Here is a 12046-nt window from a genome sequence, read left to right on the forward strand (position 1 = left end):
TGGTGGCGGCGAAGCCGCACGGCTGCGGCGGCGGGCACGCGGTGGCGGCGAAGCCGCATGGCTGCGGGCAGCGGGCACCCCGGGGGGCGGCGAAGCCGCTATAACTGCGGGCATGCGTGCCGCTAGGGGCGGCACGGGTGGGCGCAGCGGCAACCCCGCGGCGCCGGGCTCGCCGACCCACCCCACGCCAGCACCCACGCAGGGTGCCAACGGAGGTAGGGGACATTGCCCACCCGGGCGGCACCCTGGGAACGCCGGGCTCCCCGGCACACCCCCGCGCCGGCACCAGCGAAGGGTGCCAAGGGAGCTACGGGACCGGGCCCACCCGGGCGGCACTCCGTAGCGCCGGGCTCCGGCGATGCCCCGGTGCCGGGCCGAGGGGGTGGGGGTTACGGCTGGGGCATGTGGTCGAGGTGGCGGAGGATTACGCCCTCGCGGAGGGCCCAGGGGCAGATTTCCACGGTTTCGACGCCGAAGAGATCCATCGCTCCTTCGGCGACCATCGCGCCCGCGACCAGCTGCCCCGCACGTCCCTCGGAGACCCCGGGCAGCTCGGCCCGCTCGTCGGCGGTCATCCCGGCGAGCCGCGGCACCCAGCCCTCCAGGGACTCCCGCTTCAGCTCCCGCTGGACATAGAGCCCCTCCGCGGAGCGGGCGGCCCCGGCCAGCCGGGCCAGCTGCTTGAAGGTCTTGGAGGTGGCGACCACATGGTCGGGCGCCCCGAAGCGCGCGAACTCACCCACCGTACGAGCGATCTGGGCCCGGACATGGCGCCGTAGCGCCTTGATGTCGGCCGGATCCGGGGGATCCCCGGGCAGCCAGCCGGCGGTGAGCCGCCCCGCCCCCAGCGGCAGCGACACCGCCGCGTCGGGCTGCTCGTCGATCCCGTAGGCGATCTCCAGGGATCCGCCGCCGATGTCCAGCACGAGCAGCTTCCCGGCCGACCAGCCGAACCAGCGGCGGACGGCGAGGAAGGTGAGACGGGCCTCCTCGGCGCCGGTGAGAACCTGCAGCTCGACGCCGGTCTCGGCCTGCACGCGCGCGAGGACGTCGTCCGCGTTGCTGGCCTCCCGGACCGCGGACGTGGCGAAGGGCACGAGCTCCTCGACGCCCTTGTCCTCGGCGGCCTCCAGGGACTCCCGGACCACGGCTATCAGCCGGTCGACGCCGTCCGGGCCGATCGCGCCGTCCTCGTCGAGGAGTTGGGCGAGGCGCAACTCCACCTTGTGCGAATGCGCGGGCAGCGGGCGCGCGCCCGGGTGCGCATCCACCACCAGCAGATGCACCGTGTTCGAACCCACGTCGAGGACACCGAGTCTCATATACGGAACGCTACTGCCCGCGGCGGCGCCGGCCGTCCCCGGAGCCGCCTCCGGCGACTTACCCTGGACTCGTGCCAAAGACGAAAAAGGCGAAGCCCGACAAATCCGCCACGGGTTCCTCGCAGGCGAAGGCGCCCAAGCCCAAGAAGGTCCCGAAGCAGTCCCCCGTGTCTGACGAGAAGGGGATCGACTTCGCCCGTGCCTGGGTGGAGTTTCCGGATCCCGCCGACGACGAGCAGGTCTTCCGCTGTGATCTGACATGGCTGACCTCTCGCTGGAACTGCATCTTCGGAAGCGGCTGCCAGGGCATCCAGGCGGGCCGCGCCGACGACGGCTGCTGCACCCTGGGCGCGCACTTCTCCGACGAGGACGACGAGAAGCGCGTGGCCGGATACGTGGCGAGGCTCACGCCGGACATCTGGCAGCACCACGACGTGGGCACCGCGTCCGGCTGGGTCTCGGAGGACGAGGACGGCGAGCGCCAGACCCGGCCGTACAACGGGTCGTGCATCTTCCAGAACCGGCCCGGTTTCGCCGGCGGCATGGGCTGCTCGCTGCACATCCTGGCGCTCAAGGAGGGCCGCGAGCCGCTGGAGACCAAGCCGGACGTCTGCTGGCAGCTGCCCGTGCGCCGGACGTACGAGTGGATCGACCGGCCCGACGACACCCGTGTGCTCCAGGTCTCCATCGGCGAGTACGACCGCCGCGGCTGGGGGCCCGGCGGCCACGACCTGCACTGGTGGTGCACGTCGGCGACCTCGGCGCACGGCGCGGGCGACCCGGTGTACGTCTCGTACCGCCCGGAGCTCGTCGAGATGATGGGCAAGGCGGGGTACGACCGCCTGGTCGAGCTCTGCGAGCAGCGGCTCGCCTCGCAGCTCCCCCTGGTCGCCCCGCACCCCGCCGATCCCACCGGCTGACTCCGGTCCCCCACGCGCCGGGCGGGCCGCTACGCGGACGGGCTCGGGTCGCCGCTGTCGCTCGGCGGCGGTGACGAGCTGTCCGGGTCCGAGGGCGTCGAGTCGGTGGGCGTTGGGCTCGGATCCGGGCTGCCCGGGTCGCTGGGGGTGGGATCGGGGTCGGACGGGCCCGGGTCGCTCGGTGTCGGGCTCGGGTCGGAGGGCGTGGGATGGCTGGGCGTCGGGTGCGGCTCGGACGGGCCCGCGTTGCCGTATCCGTCGATCGTGACGATCGCGCCCGCCGGGGCGATCGCCACCCGCGCGCTCCAGGGCCCGACCGGCTCACGCAGATGGTTCACGTACACCTTGATCGTCAACGACTCGCCCGGCCGGAGCGTTCCCGAGGACTGGCTCAGATAGAGCCAGGATGCTCCGGTGGACGCGGACCAGGCAACCGGTGAACTCCCGGACGCGCTCAGCGTGATGAGGGTCGTGTCGCCGCTGTTGCCGGCCGTGACGGCGAGATGACCCGCGCCCTTCTTGCCGCCGGTCCGCGCGCTGATGACCTCCACGGAGACGTCGGGCGACCGGTCGCCCTTGGAGAAGCGGTCCCCGGGCTTCGTGCTGGCGTTGCCCGCGTTCTCGTAGCCGCCCTCGTCGCTGCCGAGGCCGTCGGGGCCGTGTGCCTCGCTCGCGGTGAGCGGGCGGCCGTCCGCGCCCTCCCCGGTGAGCGGGGCACCGCGATAGGCGGCCCAGAGCGCGAGGACGGGCGCCGCGACGACGGTGGCGACCACGGTCGTCGTGACGGCACGCGCGCGAAGGCGGTCCCGGCGCGCGGCGTGGTCCTTGGGGTCCATGGGGAAGCCGCGGCGGTCGAAGCGCGGCGCACCGGCCCGCGCGCGCGGGGGATGCGTCATCGCCACGTGCAGGCCCGCGCGCGGGGCCTCCAGGACGGGGAGCGCGGCGGGCGTCACGCTGGTCCCGGGCCAGGCGCCGGGGACCGCACGCTCGGCCGTACGACGGCAGCGCGGGCAGTCGTCGACGTGCCGTACGAGTTCGCTGCGCAGGGCGGTGCTGAGCACCAGCTGGTTGTCGCCGGTGAGGCGGGCGACGCCCGGGCAGGCGCCGGTCTCCACCACGGCGAGGGCGGCACGGGTGCGTTCCACCTCGCAGGCGCCGGAGGCCAGCAGTTCGCGCGCCGAGGCCAGGTCCATGCCCAGGACGGCGGCGACCTCGTGGGCGGCGAGCTGGTGGCGTACGGCGAGTTCGAGCGCCTCGCGCTGCTCGGGGGTGGTGCCGGCGGCCTCCGGCCAGGCCAGCAGGGCGAGTTCGCGGCGGCGCTGCTGCTGGACCTCGTCGGAAGCGGCGGCGGCGGAGGCGGAGGCGCTCAGTGCCTCGGCCGCGCGCCGGTCGGCCGCGTCCTTGTGGGCGTTCCCCGCGTTCCCCGCGCCCCCCTTGTGGGCGCCTCCCCTGCGGGCGCCCCCCTTGGAGGCGTCGTCCGTGGGGGCGCTGTCCCTCTGGGCCGAGCGCCGGCCGGCGGCGTGCGTCGCCTGCCGTCGGCGGCGGGCCTCGGTGAGCTTGCGCAGACAGGACCAGCGCGCGAGGGCGTACAGCCAGGCCCTGCGGTCGTCCGCGGCCTCCGGGGCGCGTGCGCCCCGGCGCTCGGCCAGCGCGAGGGCGTCTCCCAGTGCCGCGGTCGCCGCGTCGTGATCGCACAGCACCGACAGGCAGTAGGTGAACAGGCCGTCCAGATAGGGCTCGTAGCGCGCGGGCGGGCGCTGGGCCAGGGTGCGGGGCGATGCGCCACGGGGCGCTGTCACCCGCGTGCGCGCGTCTCCGCGCGCCCGGTGTGCGCCGGTGGTGTGCGTGGAGGTCTCCGGACTGCTGCTCATCACCCGTGCGACCGTAGGCGCCGAGCGGCGGCCCCTTCCTGCCCCTTGAGTACATTTAATCCGTACGGGTGAAACGATCCCTCATAAGGGGACAGGAACCCCCGATTCCGTGGCCCACGCCTTCACGGGCGGCGATGACCGACGCCCCTCACGGCCCGATACCGCCACCCACGAAGGACCGTGCCGGGCGTCCGCGAGGGGCCGCGCCGCGGGCTCAACCGCACCCCCGCCGAAGCGGCCGCCGCCCGCGAGGCGTTCGCTGTCAGTGGCCTCGGCTACGGTTCCGTGCATGGCTGCCCGTACGAAATCCGCGAAGGACCGTCCGTCCTACCGCTGCACCGAATGCGGCTGGCAGACGGCCAAGTGGCTCGGCCGCTGCCCCGAGTGCCAGGCGTGGGGGACGGTCGAGGAGTACGGCGCACCCGCGGTCCGTACGACGTCACCGGGCCGTGTCACGACGTCCGCGGTCCCCATCGGGCAGGTCGACGGCCGCCAGGCCACCGCGCGCAGCACGGGCGTGCCCGAGCTGGACCGCGTCCTCGGCGGCGGTCTCGTGCCGGGCGCGGTCGTCCTCGTCGCGGGCGAGCCCGGCGTCGGCAAGTCCACCCTGCTGCTGGACGTGGCGGCGAAATCGGCCAGTGACGAGCACCGCACGCTCTATGTGACGGGCGAGGAGTCGGCCAGTCAGGTCCGCCTGCGCGCCGACCGCATCAAGGCGATCGACGACCACCTGTATCTCGCCGCGGAGACCGATCTGGCCGCCGTCCTCGGCCACTTGGACGCGGTCAAGCCGTCCCTCCTCATCCTCGACTCGGTCCAGACCGTGGCGTCCCCGGAGATCGACGGCGCTCCCGGTGGCATGTCCCAGGTCCGCGAGGTGGCCGGCGCGCTGATCCGGGTGTCCAAGGAGCGCGGGATGTCCACCCTCCTGGTGGGCCATGTCACCAAGGACGGCGCGATCGCGGGCCCCCGTCTGCTCGAACACCTGGTGGACGTCGTCCTGAGCTTCGAGGGCGACCGGCACGCCCGCCTCCGCCTGGTCCGAGGCGTCAAGAACCGGTACGGCACGACGGACGAGGTCGGCTGCTTCGAGCTGCACGACGAGGGCATCACCGGCCTCGCCGACCCCTCCGGTCTCTTCCTCACCCGCCGCGCCGAGCCGGTCCCCGGCACCTGTCTGACCGTCACGCTGGAGGGCCGCCGCCCGCTGGTGGCCGAGGTCCAGGCCCTCACGGTCGACTCCCAGATCCCCTCCCCGCGCCGTACGACATCCGGTCTGGAGACGTCCCGCGTCTCGATGATGCTCGCCGTCCTGGAGCAGCGCGGCCGGATCAGCGCCCTCGGAAAGCGGGACATCTACTCCGCGACGGTCGGCGGCGTGAAGCTCTCCGAGCCCGCGGCGGACCTCGCGATCGCCCTCGCGCTGGCCTCCGCGGCCAGCGACACCCCGCTCCCCAAGAACCTCGTCGCGATCGGCGAAGTGGGGCTCGCGGGCGAGGTCAGACGGGTCACGGGCGTCCAGCGCCGGCTGGCCGAAGCCCACCGTCTGGGCTTCACCCACGCCCTCGTTCCGAGCGATCCCGGCAAGGTCCCGGCCGGTATGAAGGTCCTGGAAGTGGCCGACATGGGCGAGGCCCTGCGCGTCCTTCCGCGCTCGCGTGGTCGAGAGGCCCCACGGAAGGACGAAGAGCGCCGGTAGACTTTGCCCAGGTCTCGCCCGTCCGTACGAACCGAGGGCGCCCAGAACCTGCGACCGGAGGAGTGCAGTGGCAGCCAACGACCGGGCAGCAGCTCCCGGAAAATCCGGTGGGAGCTCCGGTGCCGATGGCCTGATGCGCGCCTCACTGAGCGCCGTGGCACCCGGCACGGCCCTGCGCGACGGGCTCGAGAGAATTCTCCGCGGCAACACCGGCGGACTCATCGTGCTCGGCTGGGACAAGACAGTCGAGTCGATGTGTACCGGCGGTTTTGTCCTGGATGTCGAGTTCACCGCGACCCGGCTGCGCGAGCTGTGCAAGCTCGACGGCGGCATCGTGATCGACAAGGACATCACCAAGATCCTGCGGGCCGGCGTGCAGCTGGTGCCCGACCCGACGATTCCCACCGAGGAGACCGGCACCCGTCACCGCACCGCGGACCGGGTGAGCAAGCAGGTCGGCTATCCGATCGTCTCGGTCTCCCAGTCGATGCGCCTCATCGCCCTCTACGTGGACGGCCAGCGCCGCGTCCTCGAGGACTCCGCGGCGATCCTCTCCCGCGCCAATCAGGCCCTCGCGACCCTGGAGCGCTACAAGCTCCGCCTCGACGAGGTCGCGGGCACGCTCTCCGCCCTGGAGATCGAGGACCTGGTCACCGTCCGGGACGTGTCGGCGGTGGCCCAGCGTCTGGAGATGGTGCGCCGCATCGCCACCGAGATCGCCGAGTACGTGGTGGAGCTGGGCACCGACGGGCGCCTTCTCGCCCTCCAGCTCGACGAGTTGATCGCCGGCGTCGAACCCGAGCGTGAGCTCGTCGTACGGGACTATGTGCCCGAGCCGACCGCCAAGCGTTCCCGCACGGTCGACGAGGCGCTCTTCGAGCTCAACGCGCTGGCCCACTCGGAGCTGCTGGAACTCCCGACCGTGGCAAGGGCGTTGGGCTACACCGGCTCCCCCGAGGCGCTGGACTCGGCGGTCTCCCCCCGAGGTTTCCGCCTCCTCGCCAAGGTCCCCCGGCTCCCCGGCGCGATCATCGACCGCCTGGTGGAGCACTTCGGCGGCCTGCAGAAGCTGCTCGCCGCGAGCGTGGACGACCTGCAGACGGTCGACGGCGTCGGTGAGGCCCGCGCCCGCAGCGTGCGCGAGGGCCTGTCCCGGCTGGCGGAGTCGTCGATCCTGGAGCGGTACGTCTAGCCTCGGCGGTTCTTGAGGGGCCGGGGGTCGCCGCCTGCGACGATCCCCGCGGTCCCTGTAGGCGCGGGGCGCCCGGGACGAACCCAGCGATCCTGCGGCCGGGACGCGGGGACGCCGGCACGCCGGCACGAACCCGACGGTTTCCTGCGGCCGGGACGCCGGCACGAACCCGACGGTTCCTGCGGCCGGGACGCCGGGACGTACCCGACGGTTTCCTGCGGCCGGAGGGTACCTGGGGCGAACCCAACGGTCCGTGCGGCCAGGGCGCCTGTCGCGAACCCAACGGTCCCAGGCCGACCTTGGGAAGTGTGACGCCCCCCGACCCGACACCCGGCCGACGAGCTCCGGCCCGGCCCCGGCCCAGGAACTCCGGCCCGGCCCCCGCCCGGCCAACCAACTCCGGCCCAGCCGCGGCCCGGCCAACGAGCTCCGACCGGCCGCGGCCCGACCACGTACGCCGGCCCCCGTCGACCGCGGTGTGCGTCGACCGCGGCGTGCGCGTCAGCCGCGGCGTGCGCGTCGACCGCGGCGCTCCCGTCGACCGCAGCGTGCACGTCAGCCGCGGCGTGCACGTCAGCCGCGGCGTGCACGTCAGCCGCAGCGTGCACGTCGACCGCAGCGTGCACGTCAGCCGCGGCGCTCCCGTCAGTCCTTCGACAGGACGAACGACGTCTGGGCCTTCGTCAGGCCCGCCGCCTTGGCCTCCACCAGGTACGTGCCGGCGGGCGCCGAGCCCGCCGGAGGGGTGGCGCACTCGGGGGCGCTCGCCTTGCGGTCCCACTCGACCTTGTACGTCACCCGGTCGTTGGCCGGGATGCGGAAGAGCGCGCTGCCGGAGCCCTTGGGGCAGTCGTCCGACGACCAGATGTCGTCGTCGCTGCCGGCCTGAGTGATCGTCAGAACGGTGTTCTTCGGGCCGAGATCGACCTTGCAGTCGCTGCCGGAGGTGTTCTTGACGGTCAGCTCGAAGGTCGGCTTCTTGCCGGGGGCGTAGGTGTTGTGGACGCTGCGCAGCGTCAACGTGACAGCGCCGGCGGTGCAGTTGGGAAGGCTGGACCCGGCTGGCACCTGATCGGCCGCCCCGCCGTCGCCCGTCGACGCGCCGCCGGCAACCCCACCGGCCCCACTCCCGGCGCCACTTGAGCCACCCGAATCGGCCCCCGACCCGTCGCCGGCTCCCGCGTCCGACCCCGACCCGGAGCCGCTGGACTCGCCACCGCTCGACTCGTCGCGCCCGCCCGGGTGTTGGCTGATCGCCGGCCCGGAGCTGGAGGGTCCCGGAGTGATGGAGGGCGCGGGATTCTTCCCGTTGGACCCGTCCCCGTTGTTGTTCCCGCCTCCGCCGCCGGAGCCGACCACCCACACGATGAGCAGCGCCAACAGACCGACCACGGACAGCAGAACAGCCCTCCGTCGCCAGTAGATGGAGGAGGGAAGCGGCCCGACCGGATTGCGCATAGATCCCACGGCGCAAACTGTACGAGAGATCCGAGGCTTCCCCTGCCCCACCCGCCGCCTCCGTTCTCAACTTTTCCCGATCATCATTCCGGTCGGGCCCGTCCCACCCCCGACTTTCGCCACGGCGAGAACGTGACGGTCGCGGGCCGTGACGACGAACCATCTTCCGCGCACTGTCCGTAACCGCGGACTTCTCGCATACGTCCGCTCCCTGACACGGCATCACCGGCTCCGCCCATGACCCTCACGTGCGGCGTCACCACCTCGCCGCGCCGGGGACCCGGGCCGCACGTCCGTCCTTCGGCGTCCTGCCGATCGTCAGGTCTTCCGACCCGCCCGGCCGCCGCCCGCATCAGAGCACTCCCCCATGGCAGGATCGACCCCGTCATGACTGCACCCACACTCCCCACCCCCAGCTCCCCGTCCAACGCCTCCGGCGAGCTCCTGCACGAGCCGGTCATCTCCTGGTTCGAGGACCACGCCCGCGATCTGCCGTGGCGACGCCCCGATGCCGGCCCCTGGGGCGTGATGGTCAGCGAGTTCATGCTGCAGCAGACACCGGTGAGCCGGGTGCTGCCGGTGTACGAGCAGTGGCTGGCCCGGTGGCCGCGCCCCGCCGACCTCGCGAAGGAGGCGCCCGGCGAGGCCGTCCGCGCCTGGGGCCGGCTCGGCTACCCCCGGCGGGCCCTGCGGCTGCACGGCGCCGCGGTCGCCATAACGGAACGGCACGGCGGCGACGTACCGGCCGAGCACGCCCAGCTGCTCGCGCTGCCCGGAATCGGCGAGTACACCGCGGCGGCCGTGGCGTCGTTCGCGTACGGGCAGCGGCACGCCGTCCTCGACACGAACGTGCGGCGGGTCTTCGCGCGGGCGGTCACCGGCGTGCAGTACCCGCCGAACGCCACCACGGCCGCCGAGCGCAAGCTGGCCCGCGCCCTGCTCCCCGCGGACGAGAACACGGCGTCGCGCTGGGCCGCCGCCTCGATGGAGCTCGGCGCGCTGGTGTGCACGGCGAAGAACGAGTCGTGCCACCGGTGCCCGATCGCCGCGCTGTGCGCCTGGCAGCTGGCCGGGAAGCCCGAGCACCAGGGCCCCCCGCGCCGCGGCCAGACGTACGCCGGCACCGACCGCCAGGTCCGCGGCCGGCTGCTGGCCGTGCTGCGGGAGGCCGTCACGGCGGTTCCGCAGGCGGCGCTCGACCGCGTGTGGGACGAACCGGTGCAGCGCGCCCGCGCCCTGGACGGTCTCGTCGCCGACGGTCTGGTCGAACCCCTGCCGGGCGGCCTCTACCGGCTCCCTCTCAGCTGAGTGACAACGTCCGGCTCAGCTGAATAACAGGGTCCGGCTCAGCTGAGTAACAGGGTCCGACTCAGCTGAGTAACAGGGTCCGACTCAGCTGAGTAACAGGGCCCGGCCGCCCTCCGGACGCCCTCCCAGCAGCCCAAATCGCCTGCAACTCCGACAAGTCGGCACCTCTCCTTACCCCCGCCCTACATCCGTTACACAACCGACGGACAGCCGAGCGCTGGCCGCAGGCCGGCCCGGACAACCCCGTGACAACCCCTCCGTAGCTTCATTCCCGTACCGCAGGGACAGCGGGACGCAGGCAACGGGCAACCGGCAGCGGGCAGGCCGGAAACGGGGATGGAGGCGGTTGATCATGGCGCACGGCGAGGTGCTCGAATTCGAGGAGTACGTCCGCACCCGGCAGGACGCGTTGCTGCGCAGCGCCCGCCGGCTCGTCCCCGACCCGGTCGACGCCCAGGACCTGCTGCAGACCGCGCTCGTGCGGACGTACGGCCGCTGGGACGGCATCGCGGACAAGCGGCTGGCGGACGCCTATCTGCGCCGCGTCATGATCAACACCCGTACCGAGTGGTGGCGGGCCCGCAAGCTCGAAGAGGTGCCCACCGAGCAGCTGCCGGACGCGAGCGTGGACGACGCGACCGAGCAGCACGCGGACCGTGCGCTGCTGATGGACATCATGAAGGTGCTGGCTCCGAAGCAGCGCAGTGTCGTGGTGCTGCGACACTGGGAGCAGATGTCCACGGAGGAGACGGCCGCCGCCCTCGGCATGTCGGCCGGTACGGTCAAGAGCACGCTGCACCGGGCGCTGGCCCGGCTCCGCGAGGAGCTGGAGAGCCGGGACCTCGAGGAGCGCGGCGCCCGCGCGCTCGAAGCGAAGAGGGAGCAGGAGCGTTGCGCGGCCTAGGCACTACGGCCATCCGGCCCGGCGGGGCCCTCAAGGCGGTGATCACGGCGTTGGCCGTGCTCGCCGCCCTCGGCCTTTTCGTCTCGGCGTGCGCCACCGGCGGCACCGGCGCCCGGGACGAGGGCCCGGCCGGCTCCGACACGGTCGCGGGCGCCAAGACCCCCTCCCCGTCCGCCTCGCCGACCAAGGCCTCCCAACGGGTGGACGCGGTCAAGCTCGTCAAGGACGACCCGGCGGTCAGCGCGTCGGTCAAACGCGATCTGAAGCCGTGCGTCGCCGACGAGTACCCGGTCGACGTCTCGTACGGAAAGCTGACCGGGGGCTCCGCCGACGACATCGTGGTCAACGTGATGACCTGCGGCGATGCCGTCGGGATCGGTTCGTACGTGTATCGCGCCGAGGGCAGTGAGTACCACAATGTCTTCAAGGCCGAGGAGCCGCCGGTCTACGCGGAGATCGACCGGGGCGACCTGGTGATCACCCAGCAGTTGTACGACAAGGGCGACCCGGTGTCGTATCCCTCCAGCGAAGAAGTGATCACCTACAACTGGTCCGCGAGCCACTTCGCCGTGGAGTCCCGGATCCACAACGACTACAGCAACGTGGTGGGTGGCGCCGACTCCCCCTCCCCCGACGCGAACTGAGAGCAGCACACGGATGGCAGAGCAGACCCACGTCCTGTTCGTCGAGGACGACGACGTCATCCGCGAGGCCACGCAGCTCGCCCTGGAGCGCGACGGCTTCGTGGTGACCGCCATGCCCGACGGGCTGTCCGGCCTGGAGGCGTTCCGCGCGAACCGGCCCGACATCGCGCTCCTGGACGTCATGGTGCCGGGACTCGACGGGGTCAGCCTGTGCCGCCGTATCCGCGACGAGTCCACGGTCCCGGTGATCATGCTGTCCGCGCGTGCCGACTCGATCGACGTCGTGCTGGGCCTGGAGGCGGGCGCCGACGACTATGTGACCAAGCCCTTCGACGGGGCGGTGCTCGTCGCGCGCATCCGGGCGGTGCTGCGGCGCTTCGGGCACGCGAGCGGTCCCGCGAGCCCCGGCGGCGACGACCCGGCCGGGACCGACGGCGGAGTGCTGTCCTTCGGCGATCTGGAGATCGACACGGAGGGCATGGAGGTACGGCGGGACGGCCGGCCGGTGGGGCTCACGCCCACCGAGATGCGGCTGCTCCTGGAGTTCTCGTCCGCGCCCGGCACGGTGCTGTCGCGCGACAAGCTCCTGGAGCGCGTGTGGGACTACGGCTGGGGCGGTGACACGCGGGTCGTCGACGTCCATGTACAGCGGCTGCGTACGAAGATCGGCCAGGACCGGATCGAGACGGTCCGTGGTTTCGGCTACAAGTTGAAGGCCTGAGCAGGGG

10 protein-coding genes are annotated in these 12046 nt (G+C 72.7%); 7 read left to right on the forward strand and 3 right to left on the reverse strand.

The annotated features are described in order from the left end of the window. Window positions 1–389 precede the first annotated feature (389 nt). Entirely contained in the window at window positions 390–1322 is a 933-nt protein-coding gene (locus tag ACFVYF_RS32530) for a Ppx/GppA family phosphatase (protein WP_389461198.1), read from the reverse strand. 71 nt (window positions 1323–1393) lie between these two features. Here ACFVYF_RS32530 and ACFVYF_RS32535 point away from each other — a divergent pair, with 71 nt between their 5' ends. Next, complete coding sequence (locus ACFVYF_RS32535; RefSeq protein ID WP_389461199.1) at window positions 1394–2242, forward strand: hypothetical protein; 849 nt, start codon at window positions 1394–1396, stop codon at window positions 2240–2242. Window positions 2243–2271: 29 nt separating this feature from the next. On the opposite strand, the gene ACFVYF_RS32540 is transcribed toward ACFVYF_RS32535, so the two are convergent. Continuing rightward, on the reverse strand, window positions 2272–4116 hold the full coding sequence (locus tag ACFVYF_RS32540; RefSeq protein WP_389461201.1) for a hypothetical protein: 1845 nt from the start codon (window positions 4114–4116) through the stop codon (window positions 2272–2274). A 286-nt stretch (window positions 4117–4402) separates the two neighbouring features. Between ACFVYF_RS32540 and radA the strand changes: the two genes are divergently transcribed. Together radA and disA are read left to right on the forward strand one after the other, a co-directional pair. Then, window positions 4403–5812, forward strand: coding sequence for a DNA repair protein RadA (gene radA / locus ACFVYF_RS32545; RefSeq protein WP_389461203.1), 1410 nt, complete (start codon window positions 4403–4405; stop codon window positions 5810–5812). A 67-nt stretch (window positions 5813–5879) separates the two neighbouring features. After that, window positions 5880–7004, forward strand: a complete 1125-nt coding sequence (gene disA / locus ACFVYF_RS32550; RefSeq protein ID WP_389461205.1) for a DNA integrity scanning diadenylate cyclase DisA — start codon at window positions 5880–5882, stop codon at window positions 7002–7004. Between the two features lie 645 nt (window positions 7005–7649). Here disA and ACFVYF_RS32555 read toward each other — a convergent pair. Further along, window positions 7650–8471 (reverse strand): hypothetical protein, encoded by an 822-nt coding sequence (locus tag ACFVYF_RS32555; RefSeq protein ID WP_389461206.1) that lies wholly within the window; start codon window positions 8469–8471, stop codon window positions 7650–7652. Window positions 8472–8849: 378 nt separating this feature from the next. On the opposite strand from ACFVYF_RS32555, the gene ACFVYF_RS32560 reads away from it, so the two are divergent. The 4 genes from ACFVYF_RS32560 (at window position 8850) to cseB (ending at window position 12039) form a co-directional block, all read left to right on the forward strand. Next, complete coding sequence (locus ACFVYF_RS32560) at window positions 8850–9770, forward strand: A/G-specific adenine glycosylase (protein WP_389461208.1); 921 nt, start codon at window positions 8850–8852, stop codon at window positions 9768–9770. A 352-nt stretch (window positions 9771–10122) separates the two neighbouring features. Continuing rightward, the gene (locus ACFVYF_RS32565) at window positions 10123–10674 is read left to right on the forward strand and encodes a SigE family RNA polymerase sigma factor (RefSeq protein ID WP_389461210.1); all 552 of its coding nucleotides are present in this window, start codon (window positions 10123–10125) and stop codon (window positions 10672–10674) included. Further along, window positions 10662–11318, forward strand: coding sequence for a hypothetical protein (locus ACFVYF_RS32570; protein ID WP_389461212.1), 657 nt, complete (start codon window positions 10662–10664; stop codon window positions 11316–11318). Before ACFVYF_RS32565 ends, ACFVYF_RS32570 begins: the two co-directional genes overlap by 13 nt. A 13-nt stretch (window positions 11319–11331) precedes the next feature. Further along, complete coding sequence (gene cseB / locus ACFVYF_RS32575; protein ID WP_389461214.1) at window positions 11332–12039, forward strand: two-component system response regulator CseB; 708 nt, start codon at window positions 11332–11334, stop codon at window positions 12037–12039. Window positions 12040–12046 lie beyond the last annotated feature (7 nt).

The organism is Streptomyces sp. NPDC058274, assembly GCF_042881375.1.
Lineage (GTDB): Bacteria > Actinomycetota > Actinomycetes > Streptomycetales > Streptomycetaceae > Streptomyces.

Coding starts and splice junctions, on each gene's coding strand:
- ACFVYF_RS32530 (WP_389461198.1), bottom strand. CDS start 1,322: ATGAGACTCGGTGTCCTCGACGTGGGTTCGAACACGGTGCATCTGCTG.
- radA (WP_389461203.1), top strand. CDS start 4,403: ATGGCTGCCCGTACGAAATCCGCGAAGGACCGTCCGTCCTACCGCTGC.
- ACFVYF_RS32560 (WP_389461208.1), top strand. CDS start 8,850: ATGACTGCACCCACACTCCCCACCCCCAGCTCCCCGTCCAACGCCTCC.
- ACFVYF_RS32565 (WP_389461210.1), top strand. CDS start 10,123: ATGGCGCACGGCGAGGTGCTCGAATTCGAGGAGTACGTCCGCACCCGG.
- cseB (WP_389461214.1), top strand. CDS start 11,332: ATGGCAGAGCAGACCCACGTCCTGTTCGTCGAGGACGACGACGTCATC.